This window comes from Caulobacter sp. GW821-FHT09B11, from assembly GCF_059418205.1.
This window is the reverse complement of the sequence record NZ_JBWKPK010000029.1, coordinates 57191-77764: the sequence shown is the minus strand read 5'-3', so window position 1 is coordinate 77764 and position 20574 is coordinate 57191. Positions and strand designations below refer to the sequence as shown.

Sequence of the window (20574 nt, the reverse complement as noted above, 5' to 3'; positions counted from 1 at the left end):
CCCTCCGGCCCTCCGGGCCACCTCCCCCAGAGGGGGAGGATCTAGCCGCCAAGATGCTCCCCCTCTGGGGGAGCTGTCGCGGAGCGACTGAGGGGGTCCGCGAAGCGGATCAGTAGCTCGAAGACGCCACTTCCGTCGGCGGGCCGGCCGTCACCTCTTCCGGCAGGCGCTTGTCGAGGATGTCGCCGTTCGTCGAGGCGTAACTGGCGCGGGGAGCGTCGGCCGGTTCGGTGGGAACCATCGGCTGGTCCATCGTGAGTGTGGCGGGGGCGGCGGCGGTGGCGCCGGAGGCCGAGACGATGTCCTGGTCAGCGGGTTCGTAGCTGGCCGGTTCGATCAGGCCCATCTCGGGACCCATGCCGACGAGATCGGCCGAGGTCAGCACCACCGGCGTCTCGTCCTGCGGCGGGCGCAGGAAGTCCTGGCCGATGACGTAGTCGGGGACCTTGCCGGCGGGCCAGACCATGGGCGCGGCCTCGGCGTACTGGCTGCCGTGCACCTCGAGGAAACCGTCGGGTTCGGTGTCCTGCGGGCCGATCTGCATGGTGACGCCGGCCACCGCGCCCAGGGTCAGGGCGAGCGGCAGGCCGACGATGGCGGCGCGGGTTTTCAGGAGATCGAACGGCGTCATGCCAGGATAGCGCTTCAGCCGCCAATTCGTTCTGGCTAGCTTCCGATTCCGGGCGAAAGAACGAAGGAGCGAACATGACGAACCAGAAGGGCGGCGGCCTGCTGCGGGCGCGAGAGGGCGGCCACGCGCGGGTGACCTATGTCGAGCTGTTCTTCGACCTGGTGTTCGTCTTCGCCATCACCCAGCTGTCGCACGGCCTGATCGGCCACCCCAGCCTGCTGGGCGTGCTGGAGACGGGCCTGCTGCTGATGGCCGTCTGGTGGGCCTGGGTCTACACCGCCTGGGTCACCAACTGGCTGGATCCCGAGCGGCCGCCGGTGCGGATCATGCTGTTCGTGGTGATGGCCGCGGGCATGGTGCTGGCCATGGCCATTCCCCAGGCCTTCGAGGGGCGTGGGCTGCTGTTCGCCCTGGCCTATGTGGCGATCCAGGTGGGGCGCAGCCTGTTCACCCTGTGGTGCGTGCGGGCCGACGAGAACCTGCGGCTGAACTTCCTGCGCATCAGCGCCTGGCTGAGCGTTTCCGGCGTGCTGTGGATCGCCGGGGGGCTGGCCCGCGACGAGGTCCGCCTGGCCTGCTGGGCGGCGGCGATCGCCATCGAATACGCCTCGCCGGCCGCCGGCTTCTGGACCCCGGGCCTGGGCCGGTCGAAGACCGCAGACTGGACGGTGGAGGGCGCGCACCTGGCCGAGCGCTGCGCCCTGTTCACGATCATCGCCCTGGGCGAGTCGATCCTGGTGATGGGCGCGACCGCCGCGGGCCTGGAATGGACCCCGGCGGTGACGGCCGCTTTCGCCTCGTCGTTCGTGGCCAGCCTGGCGATGTGGTGGATCTATTTCTCGTACACGGCCGAGGCCGCCAGCGAGAGCATCAGCCACTCCGACGATCCGGGCCGCGTGGCCCGCCGGGCCTATACCTACAGCCACCTCTTGCCGGTGGCGGGCATCATCGTGGCGGCGGTCGGCGACGAGTGGGTGATCCACCACCCGGTCGGCCATGCGGACCTCAAGACCGCCATGGCCCTGATCGGCGGGCCGCTGCTGTTCCTGCTGGGCGGGGTGCTGTTCAAGAAGGCGGTGTTCCGCATCTGGTCGCCATCGCGGATCGCCGGCATGGCGGGGCTGGGCGCGCTGGCCCTGGCGGCGATGCGGATCTCGCCGCTGGCGCTGTCGCTGATGACGACGGTGGTGCTGCTGGCGGTGGCGTCGTGGGAGAGCCTGGCGATCAAGCGGCGGGGCAAGCACCTGGGGGCTTGAGGGGGCTGCTCCCTTCTTCCCGTCATTCCCGCCCTTGTGGCGGGAACCCCTCTGTCAGCCGCAGGTGCGGATGGGGCGGATCGCTGGCGATCCGCTTGCGCCTCACGTGGAAGCGGAACCAGGGTTTCCCGCCACAAGGGCGGGAATGACGGGAGTTTAGGGGGAGGGCTACCGCCCGAACGCCGCGTCCGTAGCGCGGACCAGGCCGTCGATGACGCCCGGCTCGGTCGAGGCGTGGCCGGCGTCCCAGACGATCTCGAAGTGGGCCGAGGGCCAGGCGCGGTGCAGGGCCCAGGCGCTGGCGAGCGGCGTGACCACGTCGAAGCGGCCCTGGACGATCCAGGCCGGGATGTGCCGGATCGTGTCGATGTTGGCGAGGATCCAGCCGTCGTGGGGGAAGAAGCCGCGGTTGACGAAGAAGTGGCTCTCGATCCGCGCGAAGGCGATGGCGAAGTCTTCCTCGTTGAACTTCGGCGGCCGGGCCTCTGGCCCGCGCAGCGAGATGGTGTCGCCCTCCCACTGGCTCCAGGCGTTGGCGGCCTCGGCCTGGACGCGGCGGTCGGGATGGACGAGGCGCTTGTGATAGGCGGCCATCAGGTCGCCGCGCTCCTCGACCGGGATCGGCGCGAGAAAGCGCTCCCAGGCGTCGGGGAACAGCATCGAGGCGCCGTCCTGGTAGAACCAGTTCAGTTCCTTCTCGGTCAGCAGGAAGACGCCGCGCAGCACCAGGCCCTCGACCCGGTCGGGATGCTTGATGGCGTAGGCCAGGGCGAGGGTGGAGCCCCAGGAGCCGCCGAACACGGTCCATTTCTCGACGCCCAGGTGCTCGCGCAGCCGCTCGATGTCGGCGATCAGGCTCCAGGTGGTGTTGTCCTCGAGGCTGGCGTTGGGGCGCGAGCGGCCGCAGCCGCGCTGGTCGAACAGGGCCATGCGCCAGCGGCCCGGGTCGAAGAACCGCCGCATGGTCGGGTTGATCGCCCCGCCGGGGCCGCCGTGCAGGATCACCGCCGGCTTGCCGCGCGGCGCGCCGCATTCCTCGTAATAGATCTCGTGGGCGCCGCCGACCGGCAACCAGCCGAAGGAGAACGGCTCCACCTCGCGGAACAGGCCGCGACGGCCGATGGCGGACATGGCTGCGAGGGAAGCATGACGGTCCATGGACAGAACCTAGGCGGTTTGCTTGCCCCTGTGAACGCGCTTCCTCGCGGTTCGGTCGCTGACGACGAAGCGCCGCGAGCAAGCTTGACCGCTGGCAACCCTGGCGATAACGCGTTTTGGGCAATGTAGGCGCGTGGAGGGGACATGCGGCGACGCGAGATGATGGCGGCTCTGGCCGGGATGGGGGCCGCGACCGGCCTGGCGACGCCGAGCCTGACCTGGGCCAGGGGCAAGCAGGCGGCCGTGGGCGACGTGGCGCCGCCGTTCTCGGTGACCACCTTCGATCGCCAGGTCGTCAAGTCGACCGAGATGGCCGGCGACGTCGTGGTGCTGAACTACTGGGCCACCTGGTGTGGGCCCTGCCGCGCCGAAATGCCGGCCATGGACCAGTTCATGCGCGAGCGGGGCGGGTCGGGCCTGCGGATCTACGCCATCAGCGTCGAAAGCTCGCCGCCGGAGCGCGCCCTGCGCGACCTGGCCAAGGTGCTGGCGTTCCCGCTGGCCAAGCGGCTGAACGGCAAGGGCTACGGCAAGATCGACAACGCCGTGCCGACCAGCTTCGTCATCGACCGTCAGGGCGTGGTGCGTCACGCCGACTCGGGCAGCTTCACCTACAGCAGCTTCTCGAAGCTGCTGAAACCCTTGCTGGCCGAGCCGCGTCCGGCGCAGGTCGCCTAGCGGGCGCGAGGTCTGCTATGTCGGGCGCATGAGCAATACGCCTGAAGATTTCTCAGACGACGAACTGCTGGCCCTGCTGACCGACGACCAGCTGGTCGAGCTGGACCAGTCGATCGCCGACATGTTCGGCGCCGAGGGCCTGGACCGGCCCGAGGCGCTGGTGGTGCTGGCGCGGGTCTACACCATGCGCGCGGCCGAGCGCGACGAAGCCTCGGCCCTGGCCCTGCTGCAACTGGCGGCCGCCATGCGCCGCCGCGCCGAACGGCTGAAGCCGCAGCAGTAGGCGCGGGCGTCTTTCAACGATCTAGCGAGCCCCAGGGGAAGGCCCGACACCGTCTTGACCGTATTTCCCATAGCTAGCTATATAGCTAGCTATGCATATTTGATGAGGCGGCGCCCATGACCTCCGACACCCTCTCCGACCTCGGCGTGCTGTTCCTGGGCAGTCGCCTCAAGCGTCTGGGCGACCGGTTGCAGACCGAGGCCGGGGCGATCCTGCAGGCCATGGACCTGCCGGTGCAGCCGGCCCAGCAGCCGCTGCTGGCGGTGCTGCGCCGCGAGGGGCCGCGCACGGTCGGGGCGATCGCCCAGCACCTGCGCATCAGTCAGCCCACCGCCACCCGCGCGCTCCAGGCGCTGATCGAGCAGGGTCTGGTCGAGGCCAGCCGGGAAGGGCGCGACCAGCGCCACAAGCTGCTGTCGCTCAGCCCCGCCGGCGAGGCGCTGATGGATCGGCTGGAACAGGATCTCTGGCCCCGGGTGGAGGCCGCGGCGATCACGCTGTGCGGGGGGCGACACCAGCAGCTGATGGACGCCATCGCCGACATCGAGGCCGAGCTGGACCGCCGGTCGCTGACGGATCGGACGCTGGCGCCGCCGATGACCGTGCGCGACTTCTCCGACGAGCTGGCCGAGCCGTTCCATCGCATCAACGCCGAATGGATCGAGGAGATGTTCGCGCTGGAGGCCAACGACATCGACCTGCTGTCCAACCCGCGCGAGCGGATCATCGACAAGGGCGGGGCGATCCTGTTCGCGCAGACGCCCGACCTGGGCGTGGTCGGGACCTGCGCGCTGATGAAGGCCAAGGACGGCTGGTTCGAGCTGACGAAGATGGGCGTGTCGAAGTCGGCGCGCGGCCGCAAGGTGGGCGAGTTCCTGCTGGCCGAGGCGATCAGGCGCGCCCGAGCGATGGGGGCGAGCGAGCGGCTCTACCTGCTGACCAACACCAGGTGCGCTCCGGCCGTGCATCTCTACGAGAAGCTTGGCTTCGAGCACGACGCCGAGGTGATGGCCCTGTTCGGTTCGCGCTACGAGCGCTGCGACGTGGCCATGCGGTTCAGGGGCTGACCGCCGGGCGGGGGCTGAAAACGAAAACGCGGCCGGGAGTCGCCTCCCGGCCGCGCGTCTTTCGGCTGGAAGGCGGGTCTAGAACGCCTTCTTGATCGTCACGAAGCCCTGGCGGGGCGCGCCCGGCAGCAGGGTCATGGCCGTGCCGGCGACGTCGTTGTTGACGAAGCCGCCCGAGCCGACGGTCGAGATGTAGTCCTCGTCGAACAGGTTGGTGATGTTGGCCTGGATCTCGAGGCCCTTGGTCCAGCCCTCGCCGTCGAAGTTGTAGCCGAGGGTGAGGTCGGCCACGGTGGAGCCGTCGACCTTTCCGCCGATGTTCTCGTAGGTGTAGTAGCGCTCGCCGGTGTAGCTGACGCCGAGCTTGGAGTAGAAGCCGGCCTGCTCGAACTTCACCTCGCCCTTGAAGATGTTCTCGGGCGTGTCGACCACCGTCTTGCCGGCGGTGCGGGCGACGACCGCGCCGCTGCCGTTGACGACGTCGTCCTGGTATTCCGACTTGTTGTAGGTGTAGGCGGCGTAGACCGACCAGGCCTCGCTGACGCGGTATCCGCCGGCCAGTTCCAGGCCCTGGGTCTTCACCGAGCCGACGTTCGACAGCAGGGCCGGCAGGCCCAGGATCGGCGAGGCCGTGGCGGCGCTGAGCAGGCGGTCCTCGAAATTGACGTCATAGACCGCGACCACGCCCTGGAACGGACCGAAGCGGTAGCGGGCGCCGGCTTCGAAGGTCTTGGAGCTTTCCGGGTTCAGGGTCTTGGCGACGTAGTCGACCACCGTCTGGCTCTGCGAGGCGAACGGGCCGGCCGTTGCCGCCGAGACGTAGGCGGCCATGTTCTCGGTGTAGCCGCCGAAGAACTCCAGGCCGTTGTTCAGGTCGTAGACGAAGCCGACCTGCGGCAGGAACGTGTCCTTGCTCTCGATCTTGCCCGACAGCGCGCTGCCGACAACCGTCTCGACGCTGTTCTCGACCTTCACGGCCTTGAAGCCGAAGTTGATCTTCAGGGCGTCGGTGACCGTCCAGCTGTCTTCGATGTGGCCGGTCAGGGTCTTGGTCTCGAAGCGGTACTGCCACTGGGTGGCGAACGGATTGGCCTGGAAGTCCAGCGGATCGCGCGACGGGGCCGAGGCGGTCTCGGCGTAGAACCGGCGGGCCTGGTTGAAGTGGTTGGTCTCGGTCCAGACGCCGCCGCTGATGGTGTGGGCGCCCAGCTCGACCGACAGGCCGGCGACCAGGCCGCCGCGGTCGATGTCGTACTCGGTGGTGCGGATCGACAGCGGGGCGGCGTTCGAGCCGGCCGTGCCGAAGCCGGGGCTGGCCAGGTACGGCGTGTACCACAGGCCCTGGCCCTGGTTCTTGTGCTGGTAGGCGGTGGCGTCGAACTTCACGCGCTCGCCGATCGGCAGGCTGAGGCTGGCGCCGTAGAGATCGTCGTCACGGATGCCGGCGCCGGCGTAGTAGGCGTCGTCGACCGAGGTGAACGGCGAAGGCAGGGCGGTTCCGGTCTGGTAGGCGCGGGCGGCGGCGACGGCCAGAGCCCAGTTGGGCTGGGTGTTGTCCCAGTCGCGGCCGAGGCGCTTGATCATCTCGAACGACATGTCCTGGTAGTCCTGCTCGCGGCGCTCCGAGCGGTGGTAGAAGCCGGTCAGTTCGCCTTCGCCCAGCGGCAGAACGGCCTTGGCGTCGTACTGGCGCTGCTTCTGCTCGCCGCCGCCCTTCCACTTGTCGCTCTTCTGGTCGACGACCGAGACGTAGGCGCGCAGGCCGCCCAGCTGTTCGATGGCGCCGGTCTCGAAGCGACCGAACACCCGGCGCATGGCGTCCGAGCCGCCGGTGACGTTCAGCTGGCCGCCGAGTTCCTCGGACGGATCGCGCGAGAAGAACTGCAGCGTGCCGCCCAGGTTCGAGGTCGAGGCCACGCCGAGGGCGCCGGCGCCCTGGGCCAGCTCGACCTTGCCGATGTTCTCGCTGGCGACGGCGCGGCTGATGTGCAGGCCGTTGTGGTTGCCGTAGCTCATGTCGCCCAGCGGCACGCCGTCGAGGGTGAAGCCCAGCTGGTTCTGGTTGAAGCCGCGGATTGAGATGCGGGTCGACCATTCGTAGGCGCCGAAGGCGTCGGCCGACTGGAACGACACGCCGGGCAGCTTGGCGATCGCCTTCAGCGGGCTGGAGCCGGCGGCTTCCAGGGCCACGGCGGCGTCGTTGACGGTCTGGACCTGGCGGCTCTGGCCCTGGCCGATGACGATGACGGCGTCGACCTCGGTGGCGGAGTCGGCCGCGGCGGGCGCGGGCTCGGCGGGCGTTTCGGCGGCCAGGGCGGGAGCGGCCAGCAGGAGCGCGCCGAAGGCGGCGCTCAGCAGAAGAGCGGATTTCATCTGAACTATCCCCTAGTGCGCCGGGGGCGGGGAGGCCGCCGGGGCGCGTCTAGAGGGCTCGCCTAACGGTGATCGGCGACACCGCGACGACGGTTATTTGTCGGCTCGCCGACAGTCTGACGACGAACCCGTGAAGGGGTCGCGATTGCGCAAAGCGCCCCCAACCGCTATTTGAGCGCCCGACCCCCGCACCCCGACCCGAGAGACGAAAAGCCCCTCATGGCGCAGCAATACATTTTCCAGATGCAGGGCCTGACCAAGGCCTATCCCGGCGGCAAGAAGGTCTTCGAGAACATCTGGCTGTCGTTCTACTCCGACGCCAAGATCGGCGTCGTGGGCGTCAACGGCTCGGGTAAGTCCACCCTGCTGAAGGTGATGGCCGGTCTCGACAAGGAATTCTCGGGCGAGGCCAAGGCCGCCGACGGCATCAAGCGCGGCTACCTCCCGCAGGAGCCGGTGCTGGACCCGACCAAGGACGTCTGGGGCAATGTCATCGCCGACTGCGAAGACAAGCACGTCTTCGACAAATACAACGCCCTCGCGATCCAGCTCGGTGAGGAATACACCGACGAGCTGATGGAGGAGATGACCAAGCTCCAGGAGATCATCGACGCCAAGGATCTGTGGGATATCGATTCCAAGATCGAAATGGCGATCGACGCCCTGCGCTGCCCGCCCAACGACAGCAACATCGAAAACCTGTCGGGCGGTGAGAAGCGCCGCATCGCCCTGGCCCGCCTGCTGCTCAGCAAGCCCGACATGCTGCTGCTCGACGAACCGACCAACCACCTGGACGCCGAGTCGGTGGCCTGGCTGCAGCACCACCTGGAAGATTTCCCGGGCTGCGTCATCCTGGTGACCCACGACCGCTACTTCCTGGATCAGGTCACCAAGTGGACCCTGGAGCTGGATCGCGGCAAGGGCATCCCCTACGAGGGCAACTACTCCGGCTGGCTGGAGCAGAAGCAGAAGCGCGTCGTCCAGGAGCAGTCGGAATCCGAAGCCCGCCAGCGCGCGCTCACCCGCGAACTGGAATGGGTCCGCTCCTCGCCCAAGGCCCGTCAGAGCAAGTCCAAGGCCCGCCTGGCCTCGTACGACGAAATGGTCGCCGCGCAGGAAAACGCCCGCGCCGCCCAGACCCAGGCTCACATCCAGATCCCGCCCGGCCCGCGCCTGGGCAACCTGGTTCTGGAAGTCGAGGGCCTGGAAAAGGAATACGGCGACAAGGTGCTGTTCAAGGACCTGTCGTTCCGCCTGCCGCCGAACGGCATCGTCGGCGTCATCGGCCCGAACGGCGCCGGCAAGTCGACGCTGTTCAAGCTGATCACCGGCCGCGAGCAGCCCGACCAGGGCAAGGTCAAGGTCGGCGAGACCGTGAAGCTCTCCTATGTCGACCAGTCGCGCGACGCCCTCGACCCGAACAAGACGATCTGGGAAGAGATCAGCGGCGGCACCGACGTGATGGTGGTCGGCAAGCGCGAGATCAATTCTCGGGCCTACGTCGGTTCGTTCAACTTCAAGGGCGGCGACCAGCAGAAGAAGGTCGGCCTGCTGTCGGGCGGTGAGCGCAACCGCGTCCACCTGGCCAAGACCCTGGCCACCGGCGGCAACCTGCTGCTGCTCGACGAACCGACCAACGATCTGGACATCGAAACCCTGCAGGCCCTGGAAGAGGCGCTGGAAGAGTTCGCCGGCTGCGCCGTGGTCATCAGCCACGATCGCTGGTTCCTGGACCGCCTGGCGACCCACATCCTGGCCTTCGAGGGCGACAGCCACGTCGAATGGTTCGAAGGCAACTTCGAGATGTACGAGGAAGACAAGAAGCGCCGCCTGGGCGCCGACAGCCTGATCCCCAAGCGGATCAAGTTCCAGAAGTTCGCCCGCTAAACAGCGATCGCGACCGACAAGAGACGGCCGCCGCTCCCGGGAGCGGCGGCCGTTTTTGCGCCCGGTGTCAGATTTCTTCGGCGGGATGCTCGCCTGACGAGAGTCCGGCAATTGCGCGTTTTAGGCCCTGGTGCTAGCCAAGCTCTACTTTAGCGCGGCTGGGCCGCGCTGATGGGGGGCGCGCCGAGGGCGGTGGGCCGAAGCGTGCGAGCACCGGTGTCATGGTCAACTTCGTTGGAACCGCGGGCGACGAGATCTTCACCGGCGGGGGCGACGCCGACACCGCCAGCGGCGGGGGCGGGGCCGACTCGCTGAGCGGGGCGGGCGGTTCGGACACCCTGTCGGGCGGGGCCGGCGCGGACGTCCTCACCGGCGGCGAGGGCGACGACTGGCTGTATAGCGGCGCGCAATCGCCGGCCTTCAACCAGCCCTACTACGACAATCCCTACACGCCGCCGCAGCTCGACACGGGGACCGAGGTCGACACCCTGATCGGCGGGGCCGGCAGCGACCGGCTGTTCGCCGGCTACGGGGACAACGTCGACGGCGGGGACGGCGGCTCCTACGGCGACTATCTCTACATCAGCTTCCTTGGCGCGACCTCGGGCGTGACGGTCGACTTCCGGCAGAACACCCAGGTGATCGGCGGCGGCACGATCACCGACATCGAGAACATCAGCTGGGTGCAGGGCAGCAATTTCAACGACGTCATCAATGTCACGTCGTACCGCGGCGGCGGCTATTCCGACTTCACCGCCGTCTTCGGCATGGACGGCGACGACCAGCTGATCGCCGGCTACTACACGGGCGTGCTGTCGGGCGACGCCGGCGACGACATCGTCGATGGCCGTGGCAGCCAGTACCTGCAGGCGGTATATGGCGGGGCCGGCAACGACACCCTCTACACCAACAGCAACACCTTCTCTTCCGCCTACGGCGGCGACGGCGACGACGTCATCCATTCGCACGCGACCACCTATGGCGGCGCGGGCAATGACCTGATCATCCAGGAGTTCACCTATTACGGCGGCTGGGCCTATGGCGAGGCCGGCGACGACGACATCCGGGCCGGGAGCTCGGGCGGGCGACTGTCGGGCGGCGCGGGCGCCGACATCCTGACGGGCAGCAGTCTGGCCGACACCCTCTACTCGGGCGACGTGGCCTTCGGCGGCCAAAATCCCATCGACGACATGGGCCTCGAGCGCGACCAGCTGTTCGGCCTGGATGGCGACGACAGCCTGGCGGCCGGCTATGGCGACGACGTCGACGGCGGGGCCGGGACCGATCGCCTGCAGCTGTCGCTGGGCGGCCTGGCCGCGGGCGTCACGTTCAGCACGGCGGGGATCGTCAGCGGCCAGCCCTTCGTGCTGGGCGGCGGGACCATCCGCAACGTCGAGACGCTGACCTACCTGCGCGGCACCGAGTTCAACGACACCCTGACCCTGGCCACCCAGGCCGAACTGCTGCAGGTCAACGCCGGCGCGGGCGACGACGTGATCATCGCCTCGGGCAGTTCGGTGACGGTCTGGGGCGGCGCGGGCGACGACCGCTTCGTCGCCGGCACCGCCGGCAGCAGCTTCGACGGCGGCGCGGGCAGCGACACGATCGACTACAGCGGCCGCGGTTCGCTGACCATCAATCTGGCCGACGGCGTCGCACCGGGCGGCGACACCTTCACCAACGTCGAGAACATCATCACCGGCGCGGGCGACGACCTGCTGTCGGGCGACGCCGGCGACAACATGCTGAACGCCGGGGCGGGGATCGACACGGTCTCCTATGCGGGGGCGACCAAGGGCGTGACCGTGAGCCTGTTGTTCGAAGGGTTCGCACAGCAGACCGGCTACGGCCTCGACACCCTCCGGGGTTTCGAGAACCTGATCGGCTCCGGCTACAACGACTACCTTAGCGGTTCCGATGGAGCCAACGTCCTGACCGGAGGGACGGGCGACGACATCCTCGACGGCCTGGGCGGCGACGACGTGCTCGACGGCGGCGCGGGCGTCGATACGGCGAGCTTCAACGGTGCGTGGGCGGGCGTCCTCATCGACCTGGCGAACCGGACCGCCTCCGCCGACGGCGGACGCGACACCCTGGTCAGCATCGAGAACGCCTTCGGGTCGCGTTTCGGCGACATCATCATCGGCGACGCCGGGGCCAACGTGCTGACCGGCGGCATGGGCGCGGACATCCTGACCGGCGGCCAGGGCGCCGACACCTTCAGGTACCAGCACGAGAGTGAATCGCCCGCGAGCGAGCGCGATCTGATCACCGACTTCCAGACCGGCGTCGACCGGCTGGATCTCAGGATGATGCAGGTCTACCAGGTCAGCCTGAGCTACTCGGGCGGGCAGACGCTGGTCTCGGTCATGGGGTCCACGGGTCCGTTCGAGATCGCCGTGGTCGGCCAGGTCAAGCCGAGCGACGTGCTGACCACCGAGCAGACCCAGTACTTCGTCTACGGCGATGACACCGCCCGGACCCTGGCCGGCGGCGCCTATCGCGACACCCTCACCGGCGGAAGCGCGGCCGAGACCCTCAACGGCGGCGCGGGCGACGACACCCTGAAGGGCGGGGGCGGCGGCGATGCGCTGTTCGGCGGAACCGGCGCCAACACCTTCGCCTACGCCGCGGTGTCGGACTCCAACAACGCCAGCCTCGACATCATCCACGACTTCAAGACCGGCGTGGACAAGATCGACCTGACCGACCTGGCGGCGTCGAACATCAGCATCGTCCGCTACAACGGCGGGGCCATCATCGGCGGCGGCGCGGCTGGAGGCGCGTTCCAGATCGCCTCGGTGGCGGTGGTCAACGCCTCGGACCTGGTGGGTCTGCGCGGCGGGGTCTATCTGGTCGGCGAGAACGTCGCCGCGACGCTCATTGGCAGCGGCAATAGCGACACCGTCGTCGGCGGAACGGCGGCCGACGTCATCATCGGCGACGGCGGCGCGGACGCCCTGTTCGGCGGGGCCGGGGCGGACACGTTCACCTACCGGCTGGCGTCGGAGTCCAACAACAGCGCCCTGGACATCATCCACGACTTCCAGACGGGCGTGGACAAGATCGACCTGTCGGCCCTGAACCCGACCAGCGTGAGCGTGACGCACTACAACGGCGGCACGTTCATCTCGGGCAATTCGACGTCGGGCGCGTTCCAGATCGGCTCGACCCAGGACATCAACGCCTCCGACATCGTGGGCCTGACCAGCGGGGCCTACATCGTCGGCGACACCGGGGCCGACACCCTGGTGGGCGCCGCCTTCAGCGAGACCATCAACGGCGGCGCCGGCGCCGACACGATCATCGGCGGGGGCGGCGCGGACGCCCTCTACGGCGGGGCGGGCGCGGACGTGTTCGCCTATCGCTCGGCCACCGACTCGAACACCCAGGCGCGGGACATCATCCACGACTTCGAGACCGGCGTGGACAAGCTGGACCTGTCGGCCTTGAACCCGACCAACGTCAGCATCATCCACTACAACGGCGGCACGTTCGTCTCGGGCAACTCCGCCTCGGGCGCGTTCCAGATCGGCTCGGCCCAGGACATCAACGCCGGCGACATCGTGGGCCTGACCAGCGGCGCCTACATGGTCGGCGATCCCGCGGCGAACATCCTGGTCGGCGGCGACTTCAGCGAGACCATCTCGGGCGGGGGCAGCGGCGACACGATCATCGGCGGCGGCGCGGCCGACGCCCTCTACGGCGGGACGGGCGCGGACACCTTCGTGTATCGCTCGGCCGCGGACTCCAACACCCAGGCGATGGACATCATCCACGACTTCCAGACCGGGGTGGACAAGCTGGACCTGTCGGCCCTGAACCCGACCAATGTCAGCCTGATCCGCTACAACGGCGGCACCTTCATCTCGGGCAACTCGGCTTCGGGCGCGTTCCAGATCGGCTCGGTCCAGGACATCAACGCCTCCGACATCGTGGGCCTGACCAGCGGGGCCTATGTGGTCGGCGACGCCGGGGCCAACACCCTGTCGGGCGGGGGCTTCAGCGAGACCATCGTGGGCGGCGCGGGCGCCGACACGATCATCGGCGGCGGCGGGGCCGACGCCCTGTTCGGCGGGACCGGGGCCGATATCTTCAAGTACACGGCCAAGACCGACTCCGCTCCCGGCGCGTCGGACATCATCCATGACTTCGAGACCGGCGTGGACAAGCTGGACCTGTCGGCCCTGCACACCACGGCGAACGACAAGTTCACCCTGGTCTCGGACTCCACCGCGACCTACCTGTTCGTGCAGCTGGCCGGCAACACCGGCAACGACATGCTGATCCTGCTCACCACGCCGAACGTCACCGTCAACGACATCGTCTGGTAACTGACCGGGAGCACCGACGAACGCGGCCCGCCTTCCTGCGAAGGCGGGCCGTTTTCGTTTCCGGCTACTTCGGTTCCTTGGGCGGCAGGTTCGGGTCGGCGCCCGGCAGGTTCGAGCCCGGCTGCGGGGTCATGTCGTCGGGCGGCATGCTGTTGGTCGGCGGCGTGCTCGGCATCGAAGGCGGGGCGTCGCTGGTCGGCGGATTGACCTGGGTGCTGGCCGCGGCGTCTCCAGACATCGAACCGCTCATTGTCGCGGGCGGCAGGGTGGCCGAGGTGTCGGCCGACGCGCCGACCGCAGCCTCGCCGGCCCACCAGTCCCTGGTCGCGCGCTGCTTGGGCGAGGCCTTCGTATAGGCGTCGAGCTGGCTGTAGGGGATCGGCTGCTTGGGTGCGGCGATGGCGGCGCTCGCCTTGATCTTCGGATTGGCGATCGCCGCACCGGAGACGATCATGGCGAGCGCTGCGCCCGCCAGGAGGGTTTTCGTCAACATGGAGAGCTCTCCCTAAGGCGCCGTGTTGGGCGCCAGGGAATAAAACCCGTTCGGGCTCAAGGCGTTCACAGCTTGGCATTGCTTGTTGCGGTGCGGGAACCGGCGGTCGGCGCGACGGGTTGTCTGCGACAGTCCAGCCAGGCCGATGGCGTTCGCCGAAAGCCGCCGCCGGGACGTCTTCAGATATTCGTGCGTCGCGCGCTACGTGCTGGCGCGCGGCCGCCAGAAGAGTAGCTTGTCCTTTGGAGATGATCGTCCCGCGGATCGGCGACGGAGACCTTCCGCCGCGCGCCGGGACCGGAGCCGCCGCCAATGCCGCAAACCCCCGTCACAAAGCCCCACATCGTTCTTTCGCACGAGATGCTGCTGCCGATGCAGCCGCTGCTGGAGGGCGCCTACGAGGTGCACCGCCTGTGGGACTATCCTGACCGTCTGGCCTTCCTGGAGGGGCCGGGCAAGCAGGTGCAGGCCATCGTCCACGCCGGCGAGATGGTGCTGCCGCGCGACCTGCTGTCGGAGATGCCCAGGCTGGGCCTGATCGCCTGCGTCAGCGCCGGCTATGACGGCGTCGACGTGCCCTGGTGCCGGGCGCACGGCCTGGCGGTGACCCACTCGGTCGGCCTCAACGCCGGCGATGTGGCCGACCACGCGCTGGGCCTGCTGCTGGGCGCCTGGCGGGGGATCGCCGAGGGCGACCGGCGGGTGCGCGCCGGCCGCTGGACCTCGATGGACCGCATGGGCGCGCGCCACGGCCTGCGCGGCCGCAAGGCCGGCATCGTCGGCCTGGGCCATATCGGCGAGGCGGTCGCGAAGCGCCTGGCCGCCTTCGACGTCAAGGTCGCCTGGTGGGGCCCGCGTCCCAAGGAGGCCGAATGGCCGCGCGCCGACAACCTGATGGCCCTGGCGCGCGACAGCGACATCCTGGTGGTCTGCGCCCGGCCCGACGCCGCCAACCGCCATCTGGTCAACGCCGGGGTGATCGACGCCCTGGGACCGCAGGGCCTGCTGGTCAACGTCTCGCGCGGCTCGCTGATCGACGAGGACGCCCTGGTCGACGCCCTGAAGACCGGCCGCCTGGGCATGGCCGCCCTCGACGTCTTCGAGCACGAGCCGACCCCGCCCGCCCGCTGGGTCGACGTGCCCCACACGGTGCTGACCCCGCACATGGCCGGCGCCACGCTCGACAGCATCCCGGCCATGGTCAATCTCACGCTCGAGAACCTGCGCCGCTACTTCCTCGGCGAGCCCCTGGCGAGCCCGGTGGCGGCGTGATGTAGTCCCCTCTGCTTTTGGCGAGCAGAGGGGAAAATTCATGGCCAAGGTGCTGGGTCTGGGCGGCGTGTTCTTCAAGGCCAGCGACCCCAAGGCGCTGTCCGAATGGTACGCGCGGGTGCTCGGCTTCAAGATCGAGGACTGGGGCGGGGCGGTGTTCGAGCCGTCGAAGCCGCTCTCGACCAACTGGTCGGCGTTTCCGGCCGACACCCGCTATTTCGAGCCGTCGGCCGCGCCGTTCATGGTCAACTTCGTCGTCGACGACCTGGACGGCGTGCTGGCCCGCGCCGCCGAGCAGGGCGTCGAGCCGACCGGCCGCCAGGACGAGGGCTACGGCCGCTTCGCCTGGCTGGTCGATCCGGAAGGCTACAAGATCGAGCTTTGGCAACCTTCCGGCGAGGGATGATGGCGGCGGGCAAGATTTATCCCCCGTCTCGCGCGTTTCGGACCGCCGCGGGGGCTTTTTGATCTCCGCCAGACGGGCTATGGACGGCCTCCGCGGCACAGAAACCACTTGCCAAATCGGATATAAAGATATCTTTATGTCCTTATGGCGCTATCGAGCGAACAGGTTGTCGACGTGTTGCGCGCGGCGGGCGAAAGCACCCGTCTGCGTATCCTCGCGCTGCTGGCGGTGGAGGAGCTTTCGGTCCTCGAACTGTGCCGGATCCTCGACCAGAGCCAGCCGCGCGTCTCACGCCATCTGAAGCTCCTGGCCGAGGCCGGGCTGGTCGAGCGCTTCCCTGACGGCGCCTGGGTGTTCTACCGCCTGGCGGGCACCTCGGGCGGCGGGGCGGTGGTCGCTTCGGCGCTGGGCCTGATCGCCCGCGACGACGCCGTCGTCCAGGCCGACGTCGGACAGCTGGCCGCCGTGCGCGCCGAACGCTCGGCCGGCGCCCAGGCCTATTTCGCCCGCAACGCCGCCCGCTGGAACGAGATCCGCTCGCTCTACGTCGACGAACAGGAGGTCGAGGCGGCCATACTGCGCGCCGCCGGCGAGGGCCCCTTCGACGAGATGGTCGACCTGGGCGCGGGCGCCGGACGCATGCTGACCCTGCTGGGCAGGCGGGCGGTCAACGCCCTGGGCCTGGATCTGTCGCAGCAGATGCTGAACATCGCCCGCGACGAGGTGGCCAAGGCGGGCCTGGCCAGCTGCGAGCTGCGTCACGGCGACATCTTCGACACCGGCCTGCCGGGCGGCTGCGCCGACCTGGTGACCGTTCACCAGGTGCTGCACTATCTGGGCGATCCCGCCACCGCCGTGGCCGAGGCCGCGCGCCTGGTCGCGCCCAGCGGCCTGCTGCTGATCGCCGACTTCGCCCCGCACGACCACGAGTTCCTGCGCGAGGCCCACCAGCATCGCCGCCTGGGCTTCGCCGACGACGAGATCCTGCCGTGGATCACCGCCGCCGGCCTGGTCCCGGAAGCCAACATCGCCCTGCCGCCGACCACGGCCGAAGGGCTCACCGTGAAGATCTGGACCGCGCGCCGTCCGGCGCAAGCGCTCGCCGAAAGGACCGCCGCATGACCCTGCCGCCCACCCGCCGCGTCATCGGACCGGTGGCCCGCGCCGGCGAGCGTCCCGTCGGCGCCGTGCGTCCCCGCGTCTCGTTCGAGTTCTTTCCGCCCAAGACCGAGAAGATGGAAGCCAGCCTGTGGGAGGCGGTCACCCGCCTGGCTCCGCTGGATCCGGCCTTCGTCTCGGTGACCTACGGCGCCGGCGGTTCGACCCGCGAGCGTACGCACCGCACCGTCAAGCGCATCCTCGACGAGACCAGCCTGAAGCCGGCCGCCCACCTGACCTGCGTCGGCGCCAGCCGCGCCGAGGTCGACGAGGTGATCAGCGACTACTGGGACATCGGCGTGCGCCACATCGTGGCGCTGCGCGGCGATCCGCCTCCCGGCGAGGGCGGCATCGGCGGCGTCTATGTGCCGCGCGAGGACGGCTACAGGAACGCCACCGAACTGACCGCCGCCGTGCGCGGGCAGGGCGCCTTCGAGGTGCTGGTCGGGGTCTATCCCGAGAAACACCCGGAAAGCCTGTCGTTGGACCACGACATCGACGTGCTGAAGGCCAAGGTCGACGCCGGCGCGACCCTGGGCATCAGCCAGTTCTTCTTCGACATCGACGCCTTCCTGCGCTTCGTCGACAAGGCCCGCGCGGCGGGGATCACCATTCCGATCGTGCCGGGCGTCATGCCGGTGACCAACTTCAACGGCCTGAAGAAGATGTCGGTCGCCTGCCAGACCTCGGTGCCGTCGTGGCTGGCCAACCTGTTCGAGGGCCTGGACGAGGATCCGGAGACCCGCCGCCTGATCGCCTGCTCGGTGGCCGCCGAGATGTGCGCCAAACTGCAGGAGCAGGGCTTCAACGACTTCCACTTCTACACCCTGAACCGGGCCGACCTGGTCTATGCGATCTGCCGCGTGCTGGGCGTGCGCGAGACCGTGCGCGCGGCCGAGGCGGCTGCGTGACAGGCGCCTACGCCGCCATCACACGCAACGACCCCAGCCCGCTGAAGCGCTGGGTGCAGGACCGCCGGCTGGTCGACGCCGACCGCCTGGCGGGCGAGGGCGACCTGGGCCCGGTCCTGGACTACGGCTGCGGTGACGGCGCCCTGGCCGCGCGGCTGCTGGCGGCCGGGCGCACCACCCAGGCCGCGGCCTTCGAGCCGGCGGCGACCCTGCGCGCCGAGGCCGAGGCCCTGCTGGACGGCGCGACGGGCGCGCGGGTCGTGGCCCGCTCGGCCGACCTGGCCGACGGCTGGGCCCGCACGGCCTTCTGCCTGGAGGTGTTCGAGCACCTGCCGCCGCGCGAGACGGACGAGGCCCTGGCCGAGCTGCATCGCATCCTGGCGCCGGGCGGCCGGTTGGTGATCGGCGTGCCGGTCGAGGTGGGGCCGCCGGCCCTGGCCAAGGGCGTCTTCCGCATGCTTCGCCGGGCCGGCGCGTTCGACGCCCGTCCCGGCCCGATCCTCGCCGCTTTCCTCGGCCAGCCTCCGCGCGAGCGCGAAGAGGCGCCGATCGGCCCTGGCCTGGCCTACTACCCGCACCATCTGGGGTTCGATCACCGGACCTTGTTCAAGCGGGTAGGCGCGTGGTTCCAGGTCGAGCGCACGGTCGGCAGCCCGCTGGGCGGGCCGCTGGCGGTCAACAGCGAGGCCTATCTGGTGGTGCGCAAGGCAAGCGGGAGCGCGGCATGAAAGTTCTGACCTTCGCCCTGGCCCTGGGTCTGGCCAGCGTCGGGTTCGGCGCGGCCGGCGCGCGCGACAATCCGGCGGGCTGGAGCAAGCCGACGCGTCCCTACCGGGTGGTGGGCAACATCTACTATGTCGGCTCCGAGGGGCTGTCGGCCTGGCTGATCACCTCGCCGGAAGGCCATGTCGTGCTGGACGGGGGCCCGTCGGCCGACGGCGGCAAGCTGATCGAGCGCAACATCGCCACGCTGGGCTTCAAGCTCGCCGACGTGAAGGTGCTGATCAACACCCACGCCCATTTCGACCACGCGGGCGGCCTGGCCCAGCTGAAGGCCGACACCGGCGCCAAGCTGTGGGCCTCGCGCGCCGACAAGCCGGCCCTCGAGAAGGGCCAGCACTTCGGCGACAACAGCAATGGTCTGACGCCCTTTCCGGCCGTGAAGGTCGACAAGGCGTTCGGCGACGAGACCAAGCTGAAGCTGGGCGCCACCACCCTGGTCGCCCACCTGACGCCCGGCCACACCGTCGGCTGCACCACTTGGACCACCCAGGTGAACGAGAAGGGGCGGGCGCTGAACGTGACCTTCCCGTGCTCGCTGTCGGTGGCCGGCAACGCGCTGGTCGGCAACAAGACCCACAAGACCATCGTCGCCGACTATCGGGCCAGCTTCGTCGCCATGCGGGCGCTGCCGACCGACGTCATGCTGCCCAGCCACGAAGAGCAGGGCGACCTGCTGGCCAAGCGCCAGAAGCAGCTGCGCGGCGACGCCGACGCCTTCATCGATCCGACCGAGCTCTCGCGCTTCGTCGACGCCGCCCAGGCTGCGTTCGACAAGGAACTGGCGCGACAGCAGGGAGCCGCAAAATGACCGACCTCTCCATCCGTGCTGATCGCGTGGCCGCCCTCAAGGCCGCCGCCAAGGAACGCATCCTCATTCTCGACGGCTCCTGGGGCGTGATGTTCCAGAAGAAGAAGCTGACCGAGGCCGACTACCGCGCCGAGCGCTTCGCCGACTTCGACGGCCAGATGAAGGGCAACAACGACATCCTGTGCCTGACCCGGCCGGATCTCGTGGCCGAGCTTCACGACGCCTATTTCGCCGCCGGCGCCGACATCTCCGAGACCAACACCTTCTCGGGCACCACCATCGCCCAGGCCGACTACCGCCTCGGCGAACAGGACGTCTGGGACATCAACCTCGAAGGCGCGAAGATCGGCCGCCAGGTCGCCGACCGCTGGAACGCCGAAAACCCCGACCGCCCGAAGTTCATCGCCGGCTCGATCGGGCCGTTGAACGTCATGCTGTCGATGTCGTCGGACGTGAACGATCCCGGCGCGCGGAAGGTGACCTTCGACCAGGTCTACCAGGCCTATCGCCAGCAGGTGGACGCCCTCTACCAGGGCGGGGTCGACCTCTTCCTGATCGAGACCATCACCGACACCCTCAACTGCAAGGCCGCCATCAAGGCGATCCTCGACTGGCGCGACGAGGGCCATGAGGACCTGCCGATCTGGATCAGCGGCACCATCACCGACCGCTCGGGCCGCACCCTGTCGGGCCAGACGGCCGAGGCGTTCTGGAACTCGATCAAGCACGCCAAGCCGTTCGCGGTCGGCTTCAACTGCGCCCTGGGCGCGGACCTGATGCGTCCGCACATCGCCGAGATGGCCCGCATCGCCGACACCCTGGTGGCGGCCTATCCCAACGCCGGCCTGCCCAACGCCATGGGCGAGTACGACGAGGAGCCGCACGAGACCGGCCACGCCCTGCACGAATGGGCCAAGGACGGCCTCGTCAACATCCTGGGCGGCTGCTGCGGCACCACCCCCGACCACATCCGCCACGTGGCGGACGAAGTGCGCGGCGTCGCCCCGCGCGCCATCCCCGAGCGCCCCAAGGCCATGCGCCTGTCGGGCCTCGAGCCCTTCGAACTGGCCTGATCG

Annotated in this window: 17 protein-coding genes; 13 read left to right on the top strand and 4 right to left on the bottom strand. The window is 69.1% G+C overall.

All coding sequences use genetic code 11. The features are described 5' to 3' along the window. Positions 1-109: 109 nt before the first annotated feature. Positions 110-631, bottom strand: a complete 522-nt coding sequence (locus AC07N1_RS19815) for a hypothetical protein (RefSeq protein WP_494673347.1) — start codon at positions 629-631, stop codon at positions 110-112. Between the two features lie 74 nt (positions 632-705). Here AC07N1_RS19815 and AC07N1_RS19810 point away from each other — a divergent pair, with 74 nt between their 5' ends. Continuing rightward, positions 706-1887, top strand: coding sequence for a low temperature requirement protein A (locus tag AC07N1_RS19810; RefSeq protein ID WP_494673346.1), 1182 nt, complete (start codon positions 706-708; stop codon positions 1885-1887). Between the two features lie 168 nt (positions 1888-2055). Here the strand turns inward: AC07N1_RS19810 and pip are convergent, their stop codons facing one another. Beyond that, on the bottom strand, positions 2056-3045 hold the full coding sequence (pip, locus tag AC07N1_RS19805; protein ID WP_494673345.1) for a prolyl aminopeptidase: 990 nt from the start codon (positions 3043-3045) through the stop codon (positions 2056-2058). Positions 3046-3189: 144 nt separating this feature from the next. Between pip and AC07N1_RS19800 the strand changes: the two genes are divergently transcribed. The 3 genes from AC07N1_RS19800 to AC07N1_RS19790 all read left to right on the top strand — a co-directional run bounded on the left by AC07N1_RS19800 (position 3190) and on the right by AC07N1_RS19790 (position 5073). Then, a complete protein-coding gene (locus AC07N1_RS19800) occupies positions 3190-3723 on the top strand; it encodes a TlpA family protein disulfide reductase (RefSeq protein ID WP_494673344.1) in 534 nt (177 codons plus the stop codon). Between the two features lie 28 nt (positions 3724-3751). Beyond that, complete coding sequence (locus AC07N1_RS19795; RefSeq protein WP_494673343.1) at positions 3752-4006, top strand: low temperature requirement protein A; 255 nt, start codon at positions 3752-3754, stop codon at positions 4004-4006. A gap of 116 nt (positions 4007-4122) precedes the next feature. After that, the gene (locus AC07N1_RS19790) at positions 4123-5073 is read left to right on the top strand and encodes a bifunctional helix-turn-helix transcriptional regulator/GNAT family N-acetyltransferase (RefSeq protein ID WP_494673342.1); all 951 of its coding nucleotides are present in this window, start codon (positions 4123-4125) and stop codon (positions 5071-5073) included. A 78-nt stretch (positions 5074-5151) separates the two neighbouring features. Here the strand turns inward: AC07N1_RS19790 and AC07N1_RS19785 are convergent, their stop codons facing one another. Then, the gene (locus AC07N1_RS19785) at positions 5152-7446 is read right to left on the bottom strand and encodes a TonB-dependent receptor family protein (protein WP_494673341.1); all 2295 of its coding nucleotides are present in this window, start codon (positions 7444-7446) and stop codon (positions 5152-5154) included. A 219-nt stretch (positions 7447-7665) separates the two neighbouring features. On the opposite strand from AC07N1_RS19785, the gene ettA reads away from it, so the two are divergent. Together ettA and AC07N1_RS19775 are read left to right on the top strand one after the other, a co-directional pair. Then, positions 7666-9333, top strand: a complete 1668-nt coding sequence (gene ettA, locus AC07N1_RS19780) for an energy-dependent translational throttle protein EttA (RefSeq protein ID WP_494673340.1) — start codon at positions 7666-7668, stop codon at positions 9331-9333. A gap of 221 nt (positions 9334-9554) precedes the next feature. Continuing rightward, positions 9555-13667, top strand: a complete 4113-nt coding sequence (locus AC07N1_RS19775) for a beta strand repeat-containing protein (RefSeq protein WP_494673339.1) — start codon at positions 9555-9557, stop codon at positions 13665-13667. 64 nt (positions 13668-13731) lie between these two features. On the opposite strand, the gene AC07N1_RS19770 is transcribed toward AC07N1_RS19775, so the two are convergent. Further along, on the bottom strand, positions 13732-14160 hold the full coding sequence (locus AC07N1_RS19770) for a hypothetical protein (protein WP_494673338.1): 429 nt from the start codon (positions 14158-14160) through the stop codon (positions 13732-13734). Positions 14161-14472: 312 nt separating this feature from the next. On the opposite strand from AC07N1_RS19770, the gene AC07N1_RS19765 reads away from it, so the two are divergent. From AC07N1_RS19765 to AC07N1_RS19735, 7 genes are all read left to right on the top strand, one after another. Further along, positions 14473-15432, top strand: coding sequence for a 2-hydroxyacid dehydrogenase (locus tag AC07N1_RS19765; protein ID WP_494673337.1), 960 nt, complete (start codon positions 14473-14475; stop codon positions 15430-15432). Positions 15433-15472: 40 nt separating this feature from the next. Beyond that, on the top strand, positions 15473-15838 hold the full coding sequence (locus AC07N1_RS19760) for a VOC family protein (protein ID WP_494673336.1): 366 nt from the start codon (positions 15473-15475) through the stop codon (positions 15836-15838). 144 nt (positions 15839-15982) lie between these two features. Then, a complete protein-coding gene (locus AC07N1_RS19755) occupies positions 15983-16960 on the top strand; it encodes an ArsR/SmtB family transcription factor (RefSeq protein WP_494673335.1) in 978 nt (325 codons plus the stop codon). Beyond that, positions 16957-17907: a methylenetetrahydrofolate reductase [NAD(P)H] gene (metF, locus tag AC07N1_RS19750; RefSeq protein ID WP_494673334.1), complete on the top strand. Its 951-nt coding sequence runs from the start codon at positions 16957-16959 to the stop codon at positions 17905-17907. Before AC07N1_RS19755 ends, metF begins: the two co-directional genes overlap by 4 nt. After that, positions 17904-18635, top strand: coding sequence for a class I SAM-dependent methyltransferase (locus AC07N1_RS19745; protein ID WP_494673333.1), 732 nt, complete (start codon positions 17904-17906; stop codon positions 18633-18635). Before metF ends, AC07N1_RS19745 begins: the two co-directional genes overlap by 4 nt. Then, a complete protein-coding gene (gene blaCAU / locus AC07N1_RS19740) occupies positions 18632-19498 on the top strand; it encodes a CAU/MBL1b family subclass B3 metallo-beta-lactamase (protein WP_494673332.1) in 867 nt (288 codons plus the stop codon). The genes AC07N1_RS19745 and blaCAU overlap by 4 nt, the downstream gene beginning before the upstream one ends. Further along, on the top strand, positions 19495-20571 hold the full coding sequence (locus AC07N1_RS19735; protein ID WP_494673331.1) for a homocysteine S-methyltransferase family protein: 1077 nt from the start codon (positions 19495-19497) through the stop codon (positions 20569-20571). The genes blaCAU and AC07N1_RS19735 overlap by 4 nt, the downstream gene beginning before the upstream one ends. The last annotated feature ends 3 nt before the right edge of the window (positions 20572-20574 follow it).